Origin of the sequence: Streptomyces sp. NPDC003456, from assembly GCF_042878735.1 — a bacterium.
Taxonomy (GTDB): Bacteria; Actinomycetota; Actinomycetes; order Streptomycetales; family Streptomycetaceae; genus Streptomyces.
In genome coordinates, this window is the sequence record NZ_JBIAOK010000002.1 from 773,296 (window position 1) to 796,846 (window position 23,551).

Consider the following 23,551-nt stretch of genomic DNA (forward strand, 5'->3'; position numbering starts at 1 on the left):
ACAACCCCCGGTCGCCGGGCTCCCGTTCACGAGCCCGGCGACCGGGCCACGCCGTCACCGTCACGGAGCCTCCTCGCCCCGTTCCGCCTCCTGCCGCAGCACCTCCTCGAGATCCCCCAGCCGCTCCAGCCCCTGCACCGCGCGCCGCATCCGGGCGTTGCCCGACAGCCGGCGCCGGTGCCGGTGCAGGAAGGCCCAGTACCCGGCGGTGTAGGGGCACGCCCGCGGGCCGGTGCGGTCGGTGGGCCGGAAGGCGCAGCCACCGCACAGGTCGCTCATCCGGTGGATGTAGGCGCCCCCCGAGGTGTACGGCTTGGTGGTCATCCGGCCGCCGTCGGCGTACTGGGACATGCCCACCACGTTGGGCAGCATCACCCAGTCGTAGCCGTCGACGAAGCAGCGGTGGAACCAGTCGGTGACGGCCGCCGGGTCCCAGCCGCGCTGCAGGGCGTGGCTGCCCAGCACCATCAGGCGGGGGATGTGGTGCGTCCAGCCGGTGTCGCGGACCTGCGCGAGCACCCCGGACAGGCAGCGCGCGGTGACCGCGTCCGCGTCGAGCTCGGCGAAGTAGGCCGGCAGCGGCTGCGTGTGCCCGAGGGCGTTGCCCTTCCGGTAGTCCTCCCCGAAGTGCCAGTACAGCTGCCAGACGTACTCCCGCCAGCCCGCGACCTGCCGGACGAACCCCTCGGCGCTGTTCACGGGGACTGAGCCCGCCCGCCAGGCACGCTCGGCGTGGTCCACGCACTCGCCCGGGTGCAGCAGCCCCAGGTTCATCGAGGACGACAGCAGACTGTGCGACATCACCGGGTCGCCGGACAGCATCGCGTCCTCGTAGGGACCGAAGGCGGCCAGCCGGTGCGTCACGAAGCGGCGCAGCGCCGACAGGGCCTCGCGCCGGGTGGCGGGGAAGAGGCGAGGGCCGTCCCGGCCGACGAACCGCACGCCGTCCTCGCGTTCCCACCGGTCGAGGTCCTCGCGCACCTCGGCGTCGATGTCGTCCTCCCGCGGCCGGTACGGCGCCGGCACATCCAGCGCGGCGGCGCCGCGCGGCGGGGGTTCGCGGTTGTCGTGGTCGTGGTTGAACCGGCCCCCGGCCGGCCGGCCGCCGTCCATCAGCAGGTCGTGCCGCTCCCGCACCCAGTGGTAGAAGTTCTCCTGCAGCAGGCGCCGGCCGGCCAGCCCCTCGGCCCACTCGGCGAACTCCTCGTGCGCGACCAGGAAGCCGCGCGCGGGCAGCACCCGCACCCCCGGCAGGGAGCGCACCAGCCGCAGCGCCGCGTACGAGGTGGGATGGCACACGGTCACCGGCGCGTCCCCCACCGCCCGCCGCAGCCCCTCCCGGTAGGTCTCCGCCCGCACGTACGTCACCCGCTCGCCCAGTTCCGCCGCGCGGTGCCGCATCGCGGAGAGGACCAGATGGGCCTTGGCGCGGTGGAAGCGCCTGCGCCGGAAGACGGACCGCGCCTCGATCATGACCACGGGCGCTGCGCGGTCCGGGCCCTCCGAGCCGGCGGGGGAGAGGAAGTGCGGGCCGAGCTGGTCGCCGAACAGCCAGTGGGGGGTGGTCATGGCAGGGCCTTCCATGAGGGACCGGGGCGTGCGCGCGGGCCGTCAGGGCCCGGCTCGCCGCCCGTCGTCACCGTTCCCGTCCGCCGGGAACACTGAGACAGGTTTCGACACCTCGCGCGCTACCGGATGCGGACGGCCGCCGACGTCGCCCGTTCGGACGTCACTGCACCGGCCGTGCCGCACCGGCGGCCCCGCCCTCAGTCGCGCATCCGACTCCGCCGGCGTCCCGTGCGCGCACCGGTCACGGCACGCACGGCGGCCCCTGCTTCCGGCTCGACTCGCCCATGTCGAACGCACCGCACACCAGCACCGCCTGCGGCTGCGTGCCCAGCTGGCGCAGGATGACCAGCGTCTTGTCCGCGGGGGGCGCGTTGACGTCCGGCGCGTAGGCGATGTACCCCGTGGCCCCGTTGAAGGGGGTCACGCCGCCCGCGAGCGTGATCAGCACCGAGCGGCGCTCGATCCGCTCGTCGCGCGAGCGGGCCTGGTTCACCGCCTCGGACAGCACGTGGAAGGCGTCGTACGAGACCGCGGAGTGGCCGTCCTGCCTCCAGGGGTCCGCCCCGGCACCGTAGGTCCGCACGAAGGCGTCGTACCGCGACAGGAACTGCCGGGTCTCGGCGCTCAGGGACGGGTGACCGCCGGGCAGCCGGTGCGCCGAGTAGTACAGCCGCAGCCAGCTCTGCTCGGCGTAGGCACCGGTCTGGGCCACGTTCGTCAGCTCGTTGCCGCCGAGGACCGTGACGGGCCGGTCCACGCAGGTGCCGCGCTTGTCCATCGCGCTGATGAACGCCGTGAAGTCCTTGGCCCGGGCCGACCAGTACACGACGGACCGCGGCTCCTCGGCGAGCGCCTTGCACAGCTGCTCGGCGAGCACGCTCGCACTGGTCAGCGTGGGGGCGCCGTCCGGGGGCTGCGGGCCGAAGTCGCCCTCCTGGTTGAAGTCGAACACGCGAGTGGTTCCGGGGAACGCCGACACGAAGCGCCCGGCGAGGCTGCGGCTGTAGAGGTCGGCGGAGTTCCTGATGACGACGGCGCGCCGGGCGGGGGAGCAGGTGTCGTGGTCGTCGCGCCGGGCCACGATGTCGGCGCCGGCGGCGAAGGCCGCCTCGATGCGGGCCTCGCGCTCGTTGTCCGGGGTGAAGGGCCAGTAGCTCCTGGTCGCGTCCCCGGCCAGCATCTCGTTGGCGGTGGCCGTCGTGCCGACGGTCGGGACGCCCTCCTGGCCGAGCACCTGGAGGGCGGCACGCGTCTCGTCCCGGCTCTGCGCGTACGCCAGGACGCCGACGATCCTCTCGTGGTCCTCGGTGCCCTTCTCGTCGCGCACCTCGGCGACCAGCTTCCGGGCCTGCGGCACGGCGTCGCGGTACGCCTCACCGGTACTGCGCACCTCCACCCGCAGGGGCACGGTGTTCTCGTCCGAGCCCGCGTCCTGGTTGAGCTGCTGCTGCCACATGGCGATACCGCGCAGTTCCGGGATCGTCCCGTCGAAGCGCATGTCGTCCTCGGTGCGCGGAGGGCTGGAGACGAAGGCGACGACGGTGCGCACGTCCCGGCCCTTCGCGGCGTAGGCCTCCGCGCGCCGGTTCTGGTCGGCGATGGCGTCGAGCGCACCCGTGTACCAGCCCTTGGCGTTCAGCGGGACGGGCCGGGAACGCGCCCGGTCGGCGACGGACGCCGCACCGCCGACGCAGCTGTGGTCGCCGTCGTCCCGGACCCGCTCGACGGCGACACCGCCCGCCGTCAGGGCGAGGACGGCCGTGGCGGCGAGGAACGCGGTGGTGGTGCGCCAGCTCGTGCGGAAGCGGCGGTGCGGTTCCACCCGGGCGATGGGCAGCCCCGGACCGGTGAGGGACGCCTCGTCGAAGGTGAACGCGACGGGGGTGGCGTCCTGCGAGCCGAGCGCGGTGGCGGCGTGCGAGAGGGTGGACTCACGGGCGCCGAGTTCGGCCAGCAGCGCCTCGTCCGGCCGTCCGACGGCGATGACGAGGGGGCCCGGTCTCGGGGCGGTGTCGCGCAGTTCGTGCAGGACGCGCAGGAACCGCTCGGCACGGCGGGCGCCGTCGGCGCCGGGCGGCGGCACCTCGACGAGCAGCACCGGGCGCGCGGTGCGCCGTCGCCGTTTGGGCAGGTACCGGCCGGTCCTGGGTGTGGCCAGGTCCTCCAGCAGGGCTCTGAGCAGCAGCTTCTCCAGCGTCTGCAGGGCCTGCTCCCGGCGCCGCTCGTCCGATGCCATGCGCAGCCGCGGCGCCTGGGTGGTGGCGACGTGCGCCATCACCTGGTACAGGTCGCGGCGCCCGCCCGCCTCCCGCATCCGGCCGAGCCAGCGCCGCATGACCTTCCGGGAGACCAGGCGGGACCAGACCCAGCGGGGCAGATGGCAGGTGAACGACAGCCAGAAGACCCTCAGCAGCCAGCCCTTCACGTCTCCGCCGTCGGGCGCCACGTCGGTCGAGGCCGCCCTCGGCAGCCGTCCGAGCAGACCTCGCCGCTCCGCCTGCTGCCGGTCGCAGGCGTGCCGGCGCAGGTCCTCGGCGTAGCCGCCGGCCGACTGCTGGGGATGGTCACGGATGTGGGCGACGAGCGACCGGACGACCGCGAAGTGCGGGTACCTGTCCGGCGTCATGCGCCGCGGCGTGCCGTTCTCCAGCAACTGCCCCGCCTGCTCGGTGAGCAGCACCGGCTCCTCCGCGGCCGGCACGAGCGCGTAGGGGACGAGCGGACCACGGTCGTCCAGGGGCCCGCGCAGCGCGCCCAGCACCCGCCTCGTGCCCTCCTCGCCGGCGGGGCCGTCCGCGGCGACGCGGAAGACGAACAGGGGTGGCCGGGTGTCCAGGCGGGCCGGGTCTGCCGGGGTGATGGCGGTCGGATAGTCGCTGACGAAGATCTCAGCCCGGGCGTTCACCGGGTCCGGGAAGAGCTCGTCGGATGCACCACGAAACGACGTCATGCGGAAGGCCCCCGTTGCCGACTGCTGTCCGCGCTCTGCGGAGTGCAGAGGGTATGCCCCGAACAAGTCTGCTTACAACGGGTATTGACGCACCATCAGGTCCGTCACCGGGTGACGGGTGGGCGCACCGGGACGGGTTTGCCGAAATCGGTGAGCGTCACGGTGGCGTGGATGTCGGACCCGGACCCGGACTCGACGTGGATGATCTGCCGCACGCGCACGACGCGGCCCTGCCCGTCGATCCAGGCGTCGGCGTCGATCGCGCCGGCCGGGCCCAGGTTGCGCCCGGCGATCTCGTCGACCGATGCGATCTCCCGCGGGGTGAGCCGGGCGGACACGCGCACGGCCTCGCTGCCCTGCCGTATCGAGGTGCTGTGGTCCAGCATCAGGCGCACGTACTGCGGAAGCCGGTCCACGGGCAGGCCGCCCTTGGCGGTCGACGCGGGGAACTCCTGCCAGGCGCCGTGGGCCCCGACCGCGCGGCGGTACACCGTCCGCTCGGTGATGACCACGTCCTCGGTGTACTGCTGGGTCCTGTCCGTCGTGCGACCGGTGAGCGGGGCGTTGAGGTTGATCCGTCCCACCGTGAGCTGAAGGCGCTGGGAGCCGGACCGGGTGACGGCCCGGAGCGCGGCCGAGTAAGGGGCGCCGTCGGCCGAGGCCAGCCGGTCGCGGACCGCCTCGCGGTCGGCCGCCGGTCGCCCGGCCGGGCCGGCGGAGCATGCCGTCAGCATCAGACCCGCCAGGGCCAGGAGGGCGGTCACCGTCCGGTGCTGGATCAAGAGGTCCCCCGTGGTGTGCGGGGCCCGGGCGGAAGGCGGCCGGGCCGTGTGCGGTGTGGAAGGCTCATCCTGATCACCGGGGAAGAGGGAACGGCGAGCGGGGGAGCAGGTGTGATCGGCCGTGTGCCGAACGGTTACGCAATCGATCTCCACGGCCCTGCACACGCCCCGGGGTGGAAGGGCGGCACCGCGCGACCTGCCCGCCGGAGCGTCGCACGCGCGTTTGACTCGGCGAATAGGGGTCATCCGCATGCCATGCCTGCCTCCCGGCGGGAGCAGCCCGGACAGGGCCATGCCCAGAGACGACGCGGACGACGAGGGGTGAGACGCGATGACCGTCGCGACACAGCAGGGTGGCGGGGGCGGTTCCAGCGGTCTCTACGACGTTCTGGAGCTCATTCTCGACCGTGGCCTGGTGATCGACGCGTTCGTGCGCGTCTCCCTCGTCGGCATCGAGATCCTCAAGATCGACATACGGATCGTGGTGGCGAGCGTGGACACCTACCTGCGCTTCGCCGAGGCGTGCAACCGCCTCGACCTGGAGGCCGGGCCGCGCAAGCCGGCCGGGCTCACGGAGCTCGCGGGCAAGGTCACCGAGTCCGGCGCCCGCGGCAAGACCAAGGGCGTCCTGTCCGGCGCGGCCGAGACCATCGCCGACGCCTTCCAGCAGGCCCGCGACGAGGGCCGCGAGCGCCAGACGGGACGCGGCCGCTCGTAGGAGACGTGTTTCGCACCGCTGCGGGCAGGGGACCCGAGGGCTCCTGCCGCCCGCTCCGGCGTCCGGAGGCAGCGGATGCGATGTCCGCTCCCTCCCACCTCCCCGGACCGGTCCGCAGGAGAGGAGGCCGCGCCGCTCCTGCGACTGTGCCGGAGTGAGGTGACGGTCGCACTGAGGTGTTCCTTCGGATCGCGGAGTCCGTCGCCCCGGTGGCACGACAGGAAGCCGACCGAGAAGGCCAGTGAAGGAACCCCCGATGAGCCCCGGTGACGCTTACGACGGCAACCGCATCCCCCAGTTGCTGCTCCGGACCGACTCGCTGGAGGGTTTCCTCCAGGCGCTGGCTGACACGGCCCTGGAGCTGGCCCGCTGCGAGGGAGTCGGACTCACCCTGGAGCGCCACGGACGGCCCGCGACCGTGGTGAGCTCGGGGCCACCGGCACCGAAGCTGGACGAGAAGCAGTACGGCCAGGACGACGGCCCCTGCCTGCAGTCGCTGCGCACGGGCCAGGAGGTCGCCGTCCGCGACATGCGGGAGGAGAGCCGCTGGGGCGACTATCCCGCGTACGCCGCCTCGCACGGCATCCGCTCGTCCCTGTCGCTGCCGATCGCCCCCCGTACCCACACCGCCGGCGCTCTCAATCTGTACGCCGAGTCTCCGGCCGCCTTCGAGGGGGCCGATCTCTCCGCGCTGCGCGACCTGGCCTCGCAGGCCACCGGTGGCATCGCCCTGGCCCAGCGCATCGCCGACGCGGAGGAGTTCGCCGAGCAGCTGCAGAACGCCATGCGCTCCCGCGGGGTCATCGACCAGGCCATCGGTGTGGTCATCGGCCGCAACCGGTGCACCGCCGAGGAGGCGTTCAAGATCCTGCGCTCGGCGTCGCAGCACCGCAACATCAAGATGCGCGACCTGTGCACCGAACTCATCACCAGCCTCGGCGGCCGCCCTCCCACCACGCCCGACCTGCGTCACCGCCCCTGACGCCACCGGACAGCCGACGCCGGGCGGGCAGCCGGGCCGGGTCCCCGTGTACCGGGAAGCACGGCAGCCACGGCCGGGGCGGGGAGCCGGGAGACACCGGGAGCATGAAAGTGCCCGACTCTTGTGCGGAAGATCGAATAGTCGAGCCGACTTCGGGGTAGAACGGTGCTCGGGTCTCTTCCCGGAGCGGAAGGGCCCGTCACTCACCCGGCCGGTACACCCGGCGAGATCGAAGGACTCTGTATGGCCAGCGGCACCGTGAAGTGGTTCAACTCCGAAAAGGGCTTCGGGTTCATCGCCCAGGACGGCGGCGGACCGGACGTCTTCGCTCACTACTCGAACATCTCGGGCAACGGGTACCGCGAGCTGGTCGAGGGCGAGCAGGTCACGTTCGACGTCACCCAGGGCCAGAAGGGCCCCCAGGCCGAGAACATCGTCCGCGGCTGACGTGCCCCGCCGGCCCCTGGAGCCCGGCCGCGCAGTGACACCACCGACGTGGTGGAGAAGCTCGGCGGCACACCGGCTCACTGTCCAGAGGCCGCAGGTCTGAATCCCGCATCGCACACGTCAGGGGCCCGGCACCGGCCGGGCCCCTGACGCGTACTCCACGCGTTCTCCGGCCGGTCGGCCCCGCCCTGAGGGGCGCCAAGGCTGTGACACGGCTGGGGACGGCAGGGCCGTGAGACGCCTGCGGGCGGCGCCCGCGCCGTGAGCGCGGACGCCGCCCGCAGCGACGTCAAGGGCGAGGAAAGCGAAGGAACTCGAGGCAGAAAGGAATGAGAAGGAAGCCCCTTCATGGCCTCGCCGAAGCCAACGCTAGCACTCAGTCCGGGATCAGGTCGCGCAGGTTTTCGAGGGTGATGACCCGGGAGCCCGCGGCCAGCCCTTCGGGACGCTCGAGACCGATGTACGTCACGGGCTCGTCCGGGACGGCCCCGCCGTCCCACAGCTCGACGGCGGTGGCGCCGCCGGACAGCAGACCGGCGAGGTAGCGCACCGTCAGGTACTCGCGCTCGACCAGGGCGCGCACCGCCTTGGACACCGACACCTGGTTCTCCTCGACCCGGTTGGCCGACGCGACGCCCCGCAGATACAGGTGCAGCCACCTCGCGGACCACCGGCCGTCGTCCTCCTGCCGGAACGCCAGCGGCAGCGCCACCCGGCCCACCCCGCGCAGCTCCGACTTCATGCGCACCGTGCGCGGCTCGAACGGCCGGCCCTTCTGCTCGCCGTCGCGCACCATGAAGCCGAAGAACGACTCCTCGGTCTCGTCGAAGCCCTCCCCGGCGTAGACGTTGACCTGCGGCACGATGAAGGTGCTGCGCACGCGGCCCAGGGACAGGTCGATGAACTCCGAGGCTCCGTCGGGTGCTTCGGTCACATCGCCCGAGTGCCGCCCCCCGACAGCCCGGAGCGAGGTGTACGACAGCCAGGAGTCGGTGCTGTAGTCGCTGCGCAGCAGCAGGGCCGACAGGTCGTAGTCCGTGCGCCGCCGGTCCTGCTTCCAGTACACGAAGAAGCGCAGGCGCTCGCCGTCGACCGCGGACAGCGAACCGCGCGGCAGCACCCCGAGACCGGCCGCGGTCGCCTTGCCGCTGAGCGGGAGTGCCACGTCCAGGACGTCGGGGTCGAGCAGCAGCCGGCCCGGGGCGGGGAGCCTGCGGCGCATCTCGGCGTCGAGCGCGCCGATCAGGCGCTCGCGGGCGGCCGCGGGCACGGGCGGTCGCGCGTCCGGAGCGACCCAGCCGCGGCCCCGGCGGTTGACGAAGAGCCGGGACCGTCCGCTGTCGCGCTCCCGGTTCTGGAAGTGCTCGCGCACCGACAGCACGACCCGGCCGGAGACCTCGGGAGCGGCCTGCACCGCGGCGGCCACCACCGCGTCCCGCTCCTCCTGGCTGACAGCGGCACGCAGCAGGCGGTCCAGGGCGCGGAACAGCTTGCCGGGCGCGGCCCGCAGCAGGTGCGCGGCGCCGACGACATCGGACTCGCCGAGCAGCTGCTCGACGCGGCTGTCGAACGACCGCGCCTCCTTCTCGCCCCGGGCCACGGCGAACACATCGGCCGCGTGCGGCCACTGCGGGTACTCGTGCGGGTGCAGACGCTCCCCGAGCCGCTTGAACGGCTCGCGGTGGGGGTGCACGTCGGCCAGCTTGGCGGGGTTCGCCTCGACCAGGGCGTCCAGGCCCGCGAGCAGTATGCGGCGCACCGGCCGGGGGAAGCCCCGGAACCGGGTCGGCTCCTGCAGCGTCACGTCACCCCCGGAGAGGGCACACGCCAGCCGCAGCACGTCGACGACCGTGTCCAGCAGCGGGTCCGCGCCGACGGCGAGACGGGCCGCGTTGACGACGGCGCGGTTCTCCCTGACCGGGATCGACTCCGGCTGCGGTCCGAGCGCGCACGCCTCGGCGAGCACCTGGAGGTCGCGCAGGTGCTCCTCGCCCAGGGGCGTCGTGCTTCCCGCCAGGGCCAGGTAGAGATCGGTGACTTCGTCGTCCAGGTCCCGTCCGAGGTGCAGGACGGTCACCCGGTCGCCCGCGGAGGCGATCAGCTCGTCCTGCGCCGCGAGCATCTCCTCGTAGGTGTGCTGGTAGCGGCCGTACGCGGGCAGGCTGAGCAGATCCAGCACGCCGTGCGCCAGGTGCTTCAGCACGCGTCCGCGCGACGTGTCGTCGCCGAGCGCCCGGGCCACGCACCGCATCCAGAACTCCTCGGTGTCCGGCACGTTGGCCGGGAAGTCGATGAAGTACGCGTTGTGCCGGACGTGGTCGCCCACCATCTCCTGGACCGTGCGCAGCGTCCGCTTGGCCGTGTGCACGACCGCGGCCCCGGACAGCGCGGACAGCCGCGCCAGCAGCTCCGCCGAGAGTTTGAAGCCCACGGACGCCAGCGTGGCGTCGAACTGCCGCGCGGCGGTGGCGCCTTCCCCGGCGGAGCCCTTGGGGGAGGGGATGCGGTGGGTGTGTCGGAGGACGAGTGATTCCAGACCGTGCGCCATCCGGGGATGATCGCAGAGGTGTGCGAACCGGCGCACGGCAGTTTCCTGCTGACCGATGCGTCCTGCGGGGCCTCCGCGCGCCGGCCGTCGTCAGGTGAGGGGCTCGTAGCAGTCGTAGGTGCGCTGCGCGACGATCCTGCCGTCCCGGAAGTCGAGGAAGGCCGCAATGTGGGCGCGCAGGACGTGGCCCGCGGGCAGCTCGCCGAAGCCGACGGCAAGCGTGCCGGACCACTTGATCTCCAGGGCGACCTGATCACCGCGGGCCACCGCGGTGACGACGTCGTAGCTCTGTGCGGCCAGCAGCGTGCGGGCCCGGGCGGACGCGGAGAGCGTCTCGGCGAGATCGCGGTCGGCCCCCGTGGGGAACAGGGTGTTGGGCAACTGGGAGTGCGTCATGTCCGGGTGCAGGAACTCCGCGAGCTCCTCCGGCGCGGCCAGCCGGGCCACCGCCTCGTGATAGCGGAGCGCCGTACGGACGTGGGGATGCTGTTCGGTCGTCTGCGTCATATGAACAACCTTAGTTGCACAACCATGGTTGTCAAAGGGAGAGTGGGGGCATGCGCGAACCAGTTGACCCCTCCGCCCTCGACCTGGGGAGCCTCGCCCTGTTCGTCGGCCTCGCCGCCGGCACCGCGGTCCAGGCCGATCTCGCGGCGCAGGGCTACGGCGACCTGCGGATGTCGCACGGCTACGTCTTCCAGCACCTCGTCGACGGCCGACCGACCGTGAGCGACCTGGCGGCGAAGCTCGACATGACGCAGCAGGGAGCCTCCAAGGCCGTCGCGGAACTGGAGCGGCTCGGCTACGTCGAACGCCTGCCGAGCCCTCGCGACGCCCGGATCCGCCATGTCGCCCTGACGGCCAAGGGCAGGGACGCCGTCGCCGCGGCACGGCACGCGCGCGAGCGGCTGGAGGTGCGCCTGCGGGAGCGGTCCCAGCGGGCCGCCGTCGACGGGGCGGGCGGGACGGCCTTCGACGTGACCCGGGCGGTGCTCGTCGACCTCCTCGGTGAACTGGGCGGCACCGCGGCCGTCCACCGGCGCGACGTCAGGCCGCCGCGCTGAGCAGGGTCGTGGTCCGCGCGGGAGGTGAACCGCTCTCCGTCCGGCGAGCGCGGCGCGGCCGCCGGGCCGGGCCGGACCGGCCGGATCACCGCCGGGGGTGCGCCCGAGGGCGACTCAGGCGAGCCTGACCGTGATGCCGCTGTTCTCCAGCGCGCCGGTCTCGTCCGAGGGGGCGTCGGCGTCCGTGACGAGGATGTGCACCGCGGTCGGGGGGCCGACGTAGGCCTGAGCGGTGCGGCCCAGTTTGCTGCCGTCGGCGGCGGCGACGACGCGGCGGGCCGAGGCGATCGCGGCCTTCTTCACCACCGCCTCGTCGAGGTCGTAGGCGGTCACGCCGTCGGCCGCGGTCAGACCACACAGGCCCAGGACGGCCGTGTCGAAGCGCAGCGCCGCCAGGGAGGCCAGGGTCAGCGGCCCGATGAGGGCCCCTTCGGCCGCGCGCGGACGACCGCCCGGGACGAGGAGCGAGGTCGGCTCCGGCGCGTCGCTGAGCGCGTGGATCGCCTGGAGCGACAGCGGCATCACCGTGACCTGCCGTCCCCGCAGCAGTCGCGCGACCTCCAGGCAGGTCGTGCCGCTGTCGAGCAGCACCGTCTCGCCGTCGGAGATCAGCGAGGCCACTTCCGCCGCGATCCGGCGCTTGGCCTCGACGGCGTCGTGGGCGCGCAGCGAGAAGGGCGGTTCCTCCCCTCGCAGCAGGAGAGTGCGCGCACCACCGCGGAACCGTTCGAGGACACCCTGCGCGGCCAGGTGGTCCAGGTCCCGGCGGACGGTCATCTCCGAGGCGGCCGTCAGCTCGGCGAGTTCGGTCACGGTCGCCCGGCCGGCCTCCCGGACGGCCTGGGTGATCAGCCGATGACGCTCCACGGTGTTCATACGGCGATTCAACACCACGATCGTCGAACACAGAAGGTGTTCGAACCTCACGGTTTTGAACAGAGAGCATGTTCGTTAGGGTGGGTGCATGGAGAGAACGCTGCGCGTCGCCCGCGCTGTGACAGTCGTCTACTTCGTCCTCAACGGCACGTTGCTCGGCATGTGGGTGGTGCAGATCCCGGCGGTCGAGGAGCGCGTCGGCATCTCCCACGCCACCCTGGGCGGTTTCCTCGTGCTGCTCGGCGCCGGAGCCTTCGCCGGGATGCAGGTCGGGGGCCGCCTGTCCGACCGGCTCGGCACCCGCACCGTCGTACCCCTGGCGGGAGTGCTGTGCAGCGCCACCCTCGTCCTGCCCGGCCTGGCGCAGGAGCCCTGGGCCCTGGGCGCGTCCCTCCTGCTCTTCGGCTTCGGGAACGGCACCCTCGACGTCAGCATGAACGCGCACGCCGTGCAGGTCGAGAAGGCGTACGAGCGGCCTGTCATGTCCGGCTTCCACGCCACGTTCTCCGTCGGTGGCGTCCTCGCCGCGCTCGCCGGCGCCGCGGCCGTCGACATCGGCTGGTCCCCGGCCACCACCCTGGGCGTCGCCGCGGCAGCGGGAGTCGTCGTCGCCCTGGTCTCGGCACGCGGCCTGCTGCCCGGCACGGCGACCGCCCCCGGGGCCGACGAGGTGAAGGGCCCCGAGCGGCCCGAGGCGCCTGTTTCCGGCCGCATCCGGCTCCTGGCGGTCCTGGCCCTGCTGATCATGCTGTGTGAGGGCGCCGCCAACGACTGGAGCGTCCTGCATCTCAAGACCGTGCTGGACGCGCCCGAGAGCACCGCCGCCTTCGCCTACGGCACGTACGCGACGACCATGACCATCGGCAGGCTGCTGGCGGACGGGATATCGGGGCGCTTCGGTCCGGTCGCGGTGCTTCGGTGGGGCGCGGCTCTGGCCGCGGTCGGCATCACGGTCGCGGCCCTGTCCCCCTGGGTCTGGGCGGCGCTGACCGGATGGGCGCTGTTCGGTCTGGGGCTGTCGGGCTGTGTCCCGCAGCTGTTCAGCGCCGCCGGGCACGCCGACCCCGCGGCCGCGGGCACGAACGTATCCCGGGTCGCCGGGCTGGGGTACATCGGCATGCTGGCAGGCCCCGCCGTCATCGGCTGGATGACCCACCTCGTTGCGCTCAACCACACCTTCCTGCTGCTCTCCCTCTTCTGTGTGACCGCCGTCGTCGCGGCCGGCGTCCTGCGTCCCGTTCCGGAGCGGACGCGCGCGGCCGAACCGGCTTCCTGACCGCCTGCGCGGCGCGGCCTGACCCCGCGCCGCGCAGGCTCGCCGCACCGCGCGCCCGGCGAGGGATGGGGTCCGTCCGATGCGGACGGCCGACGGTGCGCCGTTGTCCAGGTCGAGCAGACGGGGCCGCTGCGGGGTGTCCCCTCGAGGGACCGGGAGTTGGCCACCGAGCCGTGCGCGCGGACCGCCGGGGAGCAGTGCTGCGCGTGCGTGCCACCTGGCAAGGGCCGTGTCACCCACATCCCGTAGGCTCCCGGCCATGAACGAGGGGGAATCCGGCAGACGGATCATCGACGGGCGGTTCGAACTGCAGGCGCGACTCGGTGGCGGCGGCATGGGCCTGGTGTGGCGGGCTCGCGACGTCGTCCTCGACCGGGCGGTCGCGCTCAAGGAGGTACGGCCGTCCGATCCGGGCCTCGCCGAACACGACCCGGCTGCGGCGGCGATGCTGCGGGCCCGGGTGCTGCGCGAGGCACGCGCACTGGCCCGCGTCGACCACCCGAACGTCGTCACCATCCACCACGTCGTCGACGCCGGGGAGCACACCTACCCGTGGCTCGTCATGGAGCTGGTGACCGGAGGATCACTCCAAGACCGGCTGGACAAGGGCCCGCTGGCGCCCCCCGAGGCCGCTCGGATCGGACGCGAGGTGCTGGCCGCACTCCGCGCCGCGCACGACGCCGGCATCCAGCACCGGGACGTGAAACCCGCCAACGTCCTGATGCGGCCCGACGGGCGCCCCGTGCTCACCGACTTCGGCATCGCGGCCATCAGGGAGTCGACCGCCCTGACCGCGACCGGCTCCATCATCGGCACGCCCGACTACATGGCCCCCGAGCGCATCTCCGGCGGCGAGGGCGGCCCGGGCTCCGACCTGTGGTCACTGGCGATGATGCTGTACGTCGCCGTCGAAGGGCATCACCCGCTGCGCCGGGGCACCACCCTCGCGACGCTCGCGGCCCTCCTCAGCGAAGAACTTCCACCCCCTCGCCGGGCCGGGGTGCTGACCGGTTTCCTGAACGCCGTGCTCGTCAAGGACCCGGCCGCCCGGGCCGACGCGGCGACGGCGGACCGGATGCTCGCGGAGGCGGCCGACGGCTCCCCGCCTGCCGCCGGCGTACCCGGCGGAGGAGACCGGGCCACGTCCTACCGGCCGGCGGCTCCGCCGGACCCGGCACCCGTGCCCGCCGGGTTCGGACCTCCGACGGGTTTCGGGCCGCCGCCGGCCGGATTCCGGCCGGCGGGCCCGTACGACGCCGTCCCCGGGGCCGTCGCCCCGCCGACGCCCTACCCGGCGGGTCCCACCCGTCCGACGGCGCTGCGGCCGGGCAGCCGCGCGAGGAGCCGTCTCACCATCGCCTCGTCCGTCGTCGGCACGGTGCTGGCGGGCGTGCTGGTGTGGACGCTGCTGCCGGACGGAGAGGACGACGGCAAGGGGAAGGCGGCCGATCGGCCCGGTGCCTCCTCGACCCGGACGAACGACCCCACCCCGGAAGCGCCCGGAGCGTCGCGGTCGGCGCCCGCCGCACAGGCGGACGCCAGGACGGACCTCCTCACCCCGGACGGCATCCGGACCGCGGTGAAGGAGATCAAGGCCGCCACCGGCACGAACCGCGCGTGCGACTTCTCCGTCTATCCGGAATACGTGTCCGCGAAGATCATGCTGAAGGGGAGCGGCACCAAGTACGACACCTACACCTACCGCCCGGCTGAAGGTGTCAAGAAGGGCATCATCAGCGGCGCGATCATCGGGGGCGACCGGCCGTTCAGCCTGGACGACTTCGACTGGGACGTTCTTCCCCCGCTGCTGAAGCGAGCGGAGAAGGACCTCAACGTGGCGGAGCCGACGCTGCGTTATCTCCTCGTCCGGCCCGCCGACGACACCTTCGACACGCCCTTGGGGCTTGCCGTGTACTTCGCCGACGAACACGTCAGCGGCTACCTGGATGCCGACCTGAGCGGCAAGGTGACCAAGGTCTTCCCGGCCCAGGACTGAGCGCCGCCGCGCGTCCGGCCGAGAAGGGCCGGACGCGCGATGTGCGGGTGGCGGTGTGCGGGTGGGTCCGCCGGGGGCCGGCTACCCCTCCTGCGTTCCCGTTCCCTCGGACTCGCGCCCGGCTCCCTCCTCGGCCTCGACTCCCTCCAGGGGTTTGCCGGCCGTCGTGCCCTGGTCCGTCCGGTACCCCTCGCGGTTGCTCGCCGTGCCGGGTATCGAGCGGTCCTGCGCCTGGCTCTCCGCACCGGAGTGCGAGCCGGGCTCCTCGGGGTCCCGCGCGCGATCGTAGCGGTGGTCGGACTGGTCTTCGTGGCCGGACATGTCGGTGCCTTTCGCCGTCGGGTCGTCGGCGGGTGCCCCGGGGTGCGGCGCCGAAAACGGCCTGCGGGTCCGTGACCGGCGCCCGGCGCGGTTCCCCGGCGGGACGAGCGGATGCCTAGCGCTGTCGGCGTGTCTGATCGGCGACGCTCCCGGCCGAGTCACGAGCCTGGTCGGCCACGGTCCCCGCCTGACTGCGCGCTTCCTCCTGGGTGGCCTGGACGGCCTCACCGGCGGTGCCCTTCACTTCCTCCGCCGCGCTCTGTGCCGCCTCGCGGGCACCTTCCTTCAGGTTCTGCGCGGACTCGAGTGCGGCCTGCTTCACCGGTTCGAAGGCCTCCTGGCCCTGGTCCATCAGGCTGGAAGCGGCCTGCTGCTCGGCCTGCGACGCCGGCAGGAAGGAGGAGGCCAGCACACCGGCACCGAAGGCGATCAGCCCCGCGGCCAGGGGATGCCCCTCCGTCTGCCGCATGGCCTGCTCGGGTGCCTGCCGGACCGCGTCACCGGCCTGCTGGGCCACGTCACGGGCCGTGTCGGTGGCCTGACCGGCGCCCTCCTGCAGGGACCCGGCCGCCGAGCGGGCGCTGCCGACGGCGCCTTGTGCGGTGTCGTGGGCGGAGCCCATGACCCGCTCCCGCAGGCCGGTGACCCTGCCCCGGGCCCGGTCGGTGCGCCGCCGCACCATCTGCCGGGGGCTGACCCGGTCGGCGAGCCGGTTGACATCGGTGGACAGACGGTCGCGGGTGGCGCCGATGTCCGCCCTCATCTGGTCGGGTGACGTGCCCATCGGGTGTTCTCCTTCATCGTTTCGATGGTCTGCTCGGGCTTGGGGGAGACGGTGCGCATTCCGGCGCGGCCCCGCGCGTACAGCACGGCTGCCACCACGGCCCACACGGCGGTGACGATGAGGGCGGCCCAGCCGCCGTCCATGACGTTCGACAGGCCCAGAACGGCGGCCAGGGACGCGAACAGCACGACCATGTACCCGGCGAATCCGGCGCCGCCGTACATGCCGGCCGCCTTGCCCGCCTTGGCCGCTTCCTGCCGCACCTCGGTCTTGGCCAGCTCCACCTCCTGGTGGAACAGGGTCTGCACGTCCGACGTCACCTGCGAGACCAGGTCCCCCACGGAAGCCTCGCCGTCGTAGGGACGGGTGGGGTGGTTCGGCTGGATCGAGGACACCTCACACCCCCGGATGCGGCGGCGCGGGCGTGCGGCCCGGGGCCGGGGTCATGGGCGGCATGGGCGGTGCTGCCGGTGCCCCGGACGGCGGCGACACCGGCTGCGGCGGCGTCCATGCACCACCACCCGGCGCGGGCGTCGGCATGTCGGGGTCGGCCTGGTACTGCGGCTGCGTCCCCTGGGCCGGTTCGCCCTGCCCGTTGTCGCCGGACTGCTTGGCCTTGCTCGCCGCCTTGCCCATGCGCCCCGCGGCCAGCCCCGCCAGCAGCGCCCCGCCCAGGAACAGCCCGGGGCGCCGGCGGGCGAAACCCTGCACGTCGGCGAGGATGCCCTCGACGCCCTGCTTGTCCATGTAGTCGGCGGCCCGGTGCCCGCGGTCGGCGACCTGGCCGGCGACGCTGCGGGCGGGCGAGTCGCCGGGGGCGTTCTCCGCGAGCCCGGCCACGTCCTTCGCCCACTGCCGCAGGACGTCCGCGGCGCGGTGGGCCTGTCCCTCGGCCTCCTGCATGGCGCGGCCACGCAGATCCTGGACGACCGAGCCGGCCTGGTGCCGTACCTCGCCGGCGACCTCCTTGGCCTGCTGCGCGGCCGTCGTCGCCACCTGCCCGGTGGCTTGTCTGGTCTGATCGACCGTGGCGGACGCCTCGCTCCTGGCCGCCTGCCCGGCCTGCTGCAGCGTCCCGCCGCCGTTGTGCGTGGACTCACTCATCGGACACCCTCCTCGGCACCCCGGCTCCACGGATCTCGTGGGAACCTGCTCCGTCCGAGTGACTGCCCTGAGGTGATTCACACACCTTTAATGCGAATATGTCCAATTTTGCGGTGTGCTGTTCTGGACCGTGAAGTGTCCGAGAGTGCCGGTGACTTCCAGCAGTCGGCTGACCGGGGCGTTGAGCGGGCCGAGCAGGACGAACGTGCGGCCCGTTGCCTCGTGGCGGCGCCGGGCGTCCAGGAGTGCGTTCAACAGCATGCTGTCGGCGAAGGCCACCCGGGAGAGGTCCACGGCCGTGGTGGGCAGCCCGCTGCGGTCGGCGGCCGTCCAAGCGGCCTCGACGTCCTCCGCGTCCTCGAAGTCCAGCTCGCCGCGCACAGCGACGCACACCACCTGATCAAGGTGGGTGACGTGTACTTTCGTCGACTCGAAGGGCGCAGACATCGGCTCATCCTCACACCGGAGCGAAACGAAGATCCAGTGCCCCCCGGTGTGATCGCCATGACACCGGCAGCACCGCAGGTGTGCCGCCCAGGCATGCCGGGATCACGTCACCGGCGCCCCGTGAAGCTCACCGGAAGCTCACCGACGTGCTTTATCGTCTGACCATGGCTGCACGGCATTCGGCCCACGGACGACACCCGGTCGGCGACCCGGCTTCGTACGACCTCTCCGCCTTCGACCTCGCCGACATGGCCGAGTGCGGTGCGCGTCTACGGGAGGCCGTCCGGCCGGCGCCGACGCTCGACGCGGGGGCGCAGGCGCTGGCCGACTTCCTCCACGGCCGTCTGCGTACGGGCCCAGGCACGGGGCGCCCGGATGTCAGCGTGTGTCTCGCTCCCCGCGGAGTGCTCGGCCCGCTGCGGGAGTTCCGCCCGGACGCCGCCGAGCCGCCGGCCGATCCGCCGGACGCGAGGGGTGCCGCCGTCTCCTCCCCGTCGTCGCGAGCCGCGGCGGGCGCGTCCCCGGCGCGCCGGTTCCTCGAACGGGCCGACGGCCGGACCGGCACCGCTGACGACACACCCGTGCACGAAGCGGGCGCCGCCGTTCTGCAGCTGGACCGCGCGGACGGCGACTCGCCGCAGCACGGCAGGCGACCCGGTTCCCCTTGGGCCCTGGTCTTCGGCGGTCCCCTGACGGCGGGGGAGTGGTTCGTGGTGACGCTCACCTGCCCCGGCGAACTGCCCGGCACGACCGTGGAACTGTTCCGCCCCCTGGCAGCCGGCGCGCGCCTGGCCCTGCTGTCGGCCGGTGGCGCCCCGCCCGCGCTGCGGGCGGAGGCCGCGGACACCCTGGCGGACAGCCTGGACGGCGCAGTGGCGGAGCGGGCCGCCCGCCTGCAGGACGCCGTCACCGAACTGCGCACCACCGAGGCCCGGTTGCGCCGCTCGCAGCAGGACCTCCAGCAGCGCGAGAGCGAACTGCGCGAGGAAGCGGCCATCGTGGAACTGCTGCAGGAGATCGGCAGCACGCTCGCCGCGGAACTGGACCTCGACGCACTGGTCCAGCGTGCGGTCGACACCGCGACCCGCCTGGCCGGGGCGGCGTTCGGAGCCTTCTTCTACAACGTCCTCGGCGAGACCGGCGAGTCGTACCTGCTCTACGTCATCTCGGGGGTGGACCGGTCGGCGTTCGAGAAGTTCCCCATGCCGCGCAACACTCAGGTGTTCGAGCCGACGTTCCGCGGCCTCGGGGTCGTGCGGTCGGACGACATCACCGCGGACCCCCGCTACGGGCACAACGCACCGCACCACGGCATGCCGGAAGGACATCTGCCGGTGCGCAGCTACCTCGCCGTCCCCGTCGTCTCCCGCGGCACGGTGCTCGGCGGTTTCTTCTTCGGGCACGCCGAGCCCGGCATGTTCACCCCGCGCCACGAGCGCCTGGTCACGGGCGTCGCCTCGCAGACCGCGGTGGCCCTGCAGAACGCGCAGAGCTACCGGCAGGAGCGGGAAGCGGCGATGGAACTGCAACAGCACCTGCTGCCGCGCCTGCCCCGGGTGGAGGGTGTCGCCACCACGTCCCGCTACCTCCCCGCGGCCCGCAGCCGCGGCGCCGGCGGAGACTGGGTGGACCTCATACCGCTGCGCGACGGCGAAGTGGCCCTGGTGGTCGGCGACGTCATGGGCAAGGGCGTCAAGGCGGCCGCCGTGATGGGCCAGATCCGCACGGCCTGCCGCGCCTACGCCCACCTCGCCCTCAGCCCCGGCGAGGCCCTGGAGCAACTGAGCGACCTCGTCGACGACATCGCGCCCGGCTCCATCGTCACCTGCGTCTACGCCTTGCTGGACCGGGACCGCACCCACCTGCGCGCGGCCGTGGCCGGTCACCTGCCGCCCGCCCTGCGCGATCCGCACGGAGGCGTCCGGTTCCTCGACGAACAGGTGGGCCCGCCCCTGGGCGTGGGACGGCGGCAGTACGCCCAGACGGAGGCCCGCCTGGACTCCGGTGCCCGGCTGCTGCTGTACACCGACGGCCTGGTCGAACGCCGAGGGCGGTCCATCGACGAGGGCCTGCGGCAACTCGGCGAACTCCTGGCCGGCCCGGTGGGCGAGATCGAGGCCGACTGCGACTCCTGGCTGGAGGCCCTGGCCGACGGGCAGCACGACGACGACATCGCCCTGCTGTACCTCTACCGGCCGGAGGACCCCGCCCACCAGGTGGTGTCCGTCGTGCGGGACTACCCGCCCGTCTCCGGCGCGGTCCCCGAGGCCCGGGATCTCGCATCGCAGACCATGCGCGCCTGGGGGCTGCCCCACCTCGCCGACGACCTCATGCTCATCGCGGACGAACTGGTGGCCAACGCCGTACGCCACGCCAGGACCTCCATGCGCGTCGAACTCCGCCGCAGCGGCGAACGCGTCGTCCTCGAAGTCACCGACAGCAGCACCGAGGAGCCGCGTCTGATCGTCTCCGGTCCGGGAGAGTTCGGGCACCGGGGCATATTCCTGGTGGACGCCCTCGCGACACGCTGGGGCACCCGCTCGGTCGACGGCGGCAAGGTCGTCTGGGCCGAGGTCGCCACCGCATGACCTCCGCCCCGGCCCGGTCCGCCCGCCGCTGCACGCACCGCCCACCGCCCTGCCCGCCCCCTCCACCCGAGAGCCGCCCCCGATGACCCCGCCCCAGGAACCCGAGGCGCACCAGCCCACCAGCCCGGCACCGGCCGACTCAGGCAGTCTGCTCCCCACCGGGCCCTCCCTGACCCTCGCCTCCCATCGCGGCCCGCGGCACGCGGTCGTCGCCGTGACCGGCCCCATCGACTACCACACCACCCCCCAGCTGCTCGGGCACCTGGGAACCAAGGAGATGCAGGAGGTTCCCCTCCTGGTCCTCGACCTGAGCCAGGTCGACTTCTGCGACTCCAGCGCCCTCGGCGCGTTCGTCGCCCTGCACCGCAGCCGCACCGAAGCGGGTCGCCGCTTCGGCCTGACCGGGCTGCAGCCGGAGGTCCTGCGCATCCTCGAACTCACGCGTCTGACGACGGTGCTGCCGCTGTACGGCAGCGTCGACGAGGCCCTGCCGGCCTGAGACGACCTGCGGGTTCGACGTGCAGGGCGGGTCCCCGAGGCGCCGTGTGCAAGCTGGCGCCGGCGGGGTACCTGCGTCGGGTGGCCCGCCGCCGGCGGGTGTCCGAGCGGTGCGCGTGGGCGCGGTGGGGAGATCGAGGTGGGGTTGCGCGAGGTGCGGGGTGCACGGGTATTGCGGGGATGCGCGCGGATTCTGGCGGGCCGGTACCGGCTGGACGCGCTGATCGGTTCGGGCGGTGCGGCGGACGTCCACCGGGGGTTCGACCTGCGACTGCGCAGGCCGGTCGCCGTGAAGGTGTTCCGCGCCGGCACGGGTTTCGACACCGAGGAGGCCCTGCGCAGCGAGGCCGTCATCCTGGCCCGGTTGCAGCATCCGGGGCTCGTGACCGCCTTCGACGCCGGGCGCCACGACGGCGAGGCCTTCCTCGTCATGCAGCTGATCGACGGGCCGACCCTGAAGTCGCGCATCGCCGAGGGGCCGTTGGCGTGGCAGGCGGCGGCCGGACTCGGTGCGGCACTGGCCGATGCCCTGGCCCACGCCCACGAGGCCGACATCGTCCACCGGGACGTCAAGCCGTCCAACATCCTCCTGGACTCCGCGGGCCGGCCCCACCTGACGGACTTCGGCATCTCCCGGCTGCTGGACGCGACCACCCGCACCGCCACCGGCACCCTGACCGGGACCGCGGCCTACCTCTCGCCCGAGCAGGTGCTGGGCCGGCGCGTCGGACAGCCCGCCGACGTCTACGCCCTCGGCCTGGTCCTCCTCGAATGCCTCACCGGACGGCTCGAGTACGACGGCGGCCCCCTGGAGGCCGCCATAGCACGCCTGCACCGCCCACCCGTGATACCGGGCTTCCTGCCGGACGCCTTCGCGACCCTCCTCGAACGCATGACGAGCCTGGAGGAGGGCGACCGGCCCACCGCGGGCGACTGCTCCCGGGCGCTGACCCGTCTCGCCGGGGCGGACACGGCAGGCCCGGCCGCATCCACTCCGCAGCGCGCTCTCAGTGTCGTCCCTGCCGTGGTGACGGAAAAGGCGGACAGCACCCATCGGAGCCTGCCGCTCGTGGCGCGGGCGTCCGGTGCCTCCACCGCCGCACCCGGTGCCGCCGATGCCGAGGCCCGGCCCGCCGCCAGGCCCGGCCGTCTGCGAACGGGCGGTGTCGCGGCCGCGCTTGCTGCCGTGGTCGCGGCCGGTCTGGTGGTCACCGACGGCTTCTCGCCCCATGACGCCTCCGGGGAGGCGGCCCCGTCGGCCCCCGGCCGGGACAGCTCGTCGCGGACCGACGACACCGCCGTCCTGCGCGACAAGGGCTCGTCGTCCGCGCCGGCGACGCCGTCTTCGGGCAGCCCTTCGGTCTCCGCCCGCCCGGTGCGGGACTCCGGCGCCGAGCGCGCCGCCGACGCGCCCACCTCCGGCTCGGAGCCGGCCGGCCGGCCCGCCCCGGCGTCGGTCACGGCCGAGCGGCCTCCGTCGGAGAAGCCCCTCGAGGAGGAGGTCGCGAAGGGGGAGCCCGCGGCTCAGGGCCAACCACCCGCCCATGCGCGAGCGCGCTCGAAGGGCAAGAAGCCGGCACACGCCCGGTGAGGCCACGGGGCCACGAAGGCGCGGGGCGGCGGCCGGCTCGGGCGGAGGCGTCGGAGCCGATCGGGCCCCGACCCGGCGGCGGCGGCCCATGGCGCGGACGCACGTGTGTCGCGCGCGCGCCGGGCCCAATGGGGCGTTCCCGCTCGCGGCAGTCCGAAGATGCGCCCGGTGCGGCCTGCCGCGATCGTGGAAGCGTCGAGGCACCGCCCCCCTTCAGCCGACGGGAACGTGATCGTGGACAAGTCGCAGCTCAGCCAGATGACCGCTCGACGTGCCGCCGACGCCCCGGACGGCGGGCAGCTCGGCACGGACGACATCAGCCGGATTCTCGATCTGCTCTTCGGCACGGTCGAACGGGCGGGTGTCATCGCCGAGGCGCTCAAGGGGCAGGAGACCGTCACGCTGGGAAGCTTCGGCAGCTTCCGGGCGGACGACGGCGCGGCGACGTTCCGGCCGGGCACCGCCCTCACGGAGTACCTGCGGGGGCAGACCCGGTGACCGGTGCACAGGACCGGCCGCCGCGTCGGCCCGAGGCGCGGCCATGGCCCGTCTGACGCTGCACGCCACCGGACGGGCCTCCCCGGAGCTGGTCTGGGAGCGGTACGCGAGTCTCGACGAGTGGGCTGCCTGGTCCCCCCAGATCAAGGCGGTGCACTGCCCCCGGCGGCGGCTCACCTCCGGGATGAGCGGCACGGTCGAATCGGTGGCGGGCGTCCGCGCCGCGTTCACCGTGGAAGCCGTCGACCACCAGGGCCGGCAGTGGTCCTGGCGGGTCCGGCTCGGGCCGGTCGCGCTCCGGCTGGGCCACGAGGTCCGCGCCCAAGCCGACGGCAGCACCACGACCCTCACGACCCAAGGCCCCCGACTCGCCCTGCTGGCCTACGCCCCCCTGGCCCGACTCGCCCTGCACCGGCTGGTGCGGCCCTGACCGTGCCTCAAGAGCCGAGCTGACCAGGGATTCGTCCCGTGCAGCGGGGTACCCGGCGCCGGATCACAGGTCCCACCCCGCC

Annotated in this window: 22 protein-coding genes; 11 read left to right on the plus strand and 11 right to left on the minus strand. The window is 73.5% G+C overall.

The genetic code is table 11. From position 1 onward, the window contains the following. Nucleotides 1-60 precede the first annotated feature (60 nt). The 3 genes from ACFYWG_RS09220 to ACFYWG_RS09230 all read right to left on the minus strand — a co-directional run bounded on the left by ACFYWG_RS09220 (nucleotide 61) and on the right by ACFYWG_RS09230 (nucleotide 5,301). Nucleotides 61-1,569 carry a cryptochrome/photolyase family protein gene (locus ACFYWG_RS09220; protein ID WP_389200248.1) on the minus strand — a complete coding sequence of 503 codons (1,509 nt, stop codon included), beginning with the start codon at nucleotides 1,567-1,569 and terminating at the stop codon, nucleotides 61-63. A 241-nt stretch (nucleotides 1,570-1,810) separates the two neighbouring features. Then, a complete protein-coding gene (locus ACFYWG_RS09225; protein ID WP_389200250.1) occupies nucleotides 1,811-4,519 on the minus strand; it encodes an ABC transporter substrate-binding protein in 2,709 nt (902 codons plus the stop codon). A 104-nt stretch (nucleotides 4,520-4,623) separates the two neighbouring features. Beyond that, the gene (locus tag ACFYWG_RS09230) at nucleotides 4,624-5,301 is read right to left on the minus strand and encodes a hypothetical protein (RefSeq protein WP_385418741.1); all 678 of its coding nucleotides are present in this window, start codon (nucleotides 5,299-5,301) and stop codon (nucleotides 4,624-4,626) included. A 331-nt stretch (nucleotides 5,302-5,632) separates the two neighbouring features. Here ACFYWG_RS09230 and ACFYWG_RS09235 point away from each other — a divergent pair, with 331 nt between their 5' ends. From ACFYWG_RS09235 to ACFYWG_RS09245, 3 genes are all read left to right on the plus strand, one after another. Continuing rightward, nucleotides 5,633-6,019, plus strand: coding sequence for a gas vesicle structural protein GvpA (locus ACFYWG_RS09235; protein ID WP_383508866.1), 387 nt, complete (start codon nucleotides 5,633-5,635; stop codon nucleotides 6,017-6,019). Nucleotides 6,020-6,275: 256 nt separating this feature from the next. Beyond that, complete coding sequence (locus ACFYWG_RS09240) at nucleotides 6,276-7,001, plus strand: GAF and ANTAR domain-containing protein (protein WP_389200252.1); 726 nt, start codon at nucleotides 6,276-6,278, stop codon at nucleotides 6,999-7,001. A 243-nt stretch (nucleotides 7,002-7,244) separates the two neighbouring features. Next, complete coding sequence (locus ACFYWG_RS09245) at nucleotides 7,245-7,448, plus strand: cold-shock protein (protein WP_307039491.1); 204 nt, start codon at nucleotides 7,245-7,247, stop codon at nucleotides 7,446-7,448. A gap of 376 nt (nucleotides 7,449-7,824) precedes the next feature. On the opposite strand, the gene ACFYWG_RS09250 is transcribed toward ACFYWG_RS09245, so the two are convergent. Both ACFYWG_RS09250 and ACFYWG_RS09255 read right to left on the minus strand, forming a co-directional pair. Further along, on the minus strand, nucleotides 7,825-9,996 hold the full coding sequence (locus ACFYWG_RS09250; RefSeq protein ID WP_389200255.1) for a hypothetical protein: 2,172 nt from the start codon (nucleotides 9,994-9,996) through the stop codon (nucleotides 7,825-7,827). Between the two features lie 90 nt (nucleotides 9,997-10,086). Further along, on the minus strand, nucleotides 10,087-10,503 hold the full coding sequence (locus ACFYWG_RS09255) for a nuclear transport factor 2 family protein (protein ID WP_389200257.1): 417 nt from the start codon (nucleotides 10,501-10,503) through the stop codon (nucleotides 10,087-10,089). A gap of 50 nt (nucleotides 10,504-10,553) precedes the next feature. Between ACFYWG_RS09255 and ACFYWG_RS09260 the strand changes: the two genes are divergently transcribed. Continuing rightward, entirely contained in the window at nucleotides 10,554-11,060 is a 507-nt protein-coding gene (locus ACFYWG_RS09260; RefSeq protein WP_389200259.1) for a MarR family winged helix-turn-helix transcriptional regulator, read from the plus strand. Nucleotides 11,061-11,174: 114 nt separating this feature from the next. Here the strand turns inward: ACFYWG_RS09260 and ACFYWG_RS09265 are convergent, their stop codons facing one another. Continuing rightward, complete coding sequence (locus ACFYWG_RS09265; protein ID WP_389200261.1) at nucleotides 11,175-11,936, minus strand: DeoR/GlpR family DNA-binding transcription regulator; 762 nt, start codon at nucleotides 11,934-11,936, stop codon at nucleotides 11,175-11,177. A gap of 88 nt (nucleotides 11,937-12,024) precedes the next feature. Between ACFYWG_RS09265 and ACFYWG_RS09270 the strand changes: the two genes are divergently transcribed. Then, the gene (locus tag ACFYWG_RS09270; RefSeq protein ID WP_389200264.1) at nucleotides 12,025-13,212 is read left to right on the plus strand and encodes an MFS transporter; all 1,188 of its coding nucleotides are present in this window, start codon (nucleotides 12,025-12,027) and stop codon (nucleotides 13,210-13,212) included. 259 nt (nucleotides 13,213-13,471) lie between these two features. Continuing rightward, on the plus strand, nucleotides 13,472-15,208 hold the full coding sequence (locus ACFYWG_RS09275) for a serine/threonine-protein kinase (protein ID WP_389200266.1): 1,737 nt from the start codon (nucleotides 13,472-13,474) through the stop codon (nucleotides 15,206-15,208). Nucleotides 15,209-15,289: 81 nt separating this feature from the next. Here ACFYWG_RS09275 and ACFYWG_RS09280 read toward each other — a convergent pair whose 3' ends face one another. The 5 genes from ACFYWG_RS09280 to ACFYWG_RS09300 form a co-directional block, all read right to left on the minus strand. Then, on the minus strand, nucleotides 15,290-15,529 hold the full coding sequence (locus ACFYWG_RS09280; RefSeq protein WP_389200268.1) for a hypothetical protein: 240 nt from the start codon (nucleotides 15,527-15,529) through the stop codon (nucleotides 15,290-15,292). A 115-nt stretch (nucleotides 15,530-15,644) separates the two neighbouring features. Then, complete coding sequence (locus ACFYWG_RS09285) at nucleotides 15,645-16,313, minus strand: DUF3618 domain-containing protein (RefSeq protein WP_389200270.1); 669 nt, start codon at nucleotides 16,311-16,313, stop codon at nucleotides 15,645-15,647. Further along, on the minus strand, nucleotides 16,289-16,708 hold the full coding sequence (locus ACFYWG_RS09290) for a phage holin family protein (RefSeq protein WP_376327110.1): 420 nt from the start codon (nucleotides 16,706-16,708) through the stop codon (nucleotides 16,289-16,291). The genes ACFYWG_RS09285 and ACFYWG_RS09290 overlap by 25 nt, the downstream gene beginning before the upstream one ends. Nucleotide 16,709: 1 nt before the next feature. After that, the gene (locus ACFYWG_RS09295) at nucleotides 16,710-17,417 is read right to left on the minus strand and encodes a hypothetical protein (RefSeq protein ID WP_389200273.1); all 708 of its coding nucleotides are present in this window, start codon (nucleotides 17,415-17,417) and stop codon (nucleotides 16,710-16,712) included. A gap of 87 nt (nucleotides 17,418-17,504) precedes the next feature. After that, a complete protein-coding gene (locus tag ACFYWG_RS09300) occupies nucleotides 17,505-17,864 on the minus strand; it encodes an STAS domain-containing protein (RefSeq protein WP_385418764.1) in 360 nt (119 codons plus the stop codon). Nucleotides 17,865-18,028: 164 nt separating this feature from the next. Between ACFYWG_RS09300 and ACFYWG_RS09305 the strand changes: the two genes are divergently transcribed. From ACFYWG_RS09305 to ACFYWG_RS09325, 5 genes are all read left to right on the plus strand, one after another. Beyond that, nucleotides 18,029-20,452, plus strand: a complete 2,424-nt coding sequence (locus ACFYWG_RS09305; protein ID WP_389200275.1) for a SpoIIE family protein phosphatase — start codon at nucleotides 18,029-18,031, stop codon at nucleotides 20,450-20,452. Nucleotides 20,453-20,534: 82 nt separating this feature from the next. Beyond that, a complete protein-coding gene (locus ACFYWG_RS09310) occupies nucleotides 20,535-20,951 on the plus strand; it encodes an STAS domain-containing protein (RefSeq protein WP_389200277.1) in 417 nt (138 codons plus the stop codon). A gap of 171 nt (nucleotides 20,952-21,122) precedes the next feature. Further along, nucleotides 21,123-22,541 (plus strand): serine/threonine-protein kinase, encoded by a 1,419-nt coding sequence (locus ACFYWG_RS09315; protein WP_389200279.1) that lies wholly within the window; start codon nucleotides 21,123-21,125, stop codon nucleotides 22,539-22,541. A 234-nt stretch (nucleotides 22,542-22,775) separates the two neighbouring features. Then, nucleotides 22,776-23,039 (plus strand): hypothetical protein, encoded by a 264-nt coding sequence (locus ACFYWG_RS09320; protein WP_376327101.1) that lies wholly within the window; start codon nucleotides 22,776-22,778, stop codon nucleotides 23,037-23,039. 43 nt (nucleotides 23,040-23,082) lie between these two features. Further along, the gene (locus tag ACFYWG_RS09325; protein WP_389200282.1) at nucleotides 23,083-23,469 is read left to right on the plus strand and encodes an SRPBCC family protein; all 387 of its coding nucleotides are present in this window, start codon (nucleotides 23,083-23,085) and stop codon (nucleotides 23,467-23,469) included. The last annotated feature ends 82 nt before the right edge of the window (nucleotides 23,470-23,551 follow it).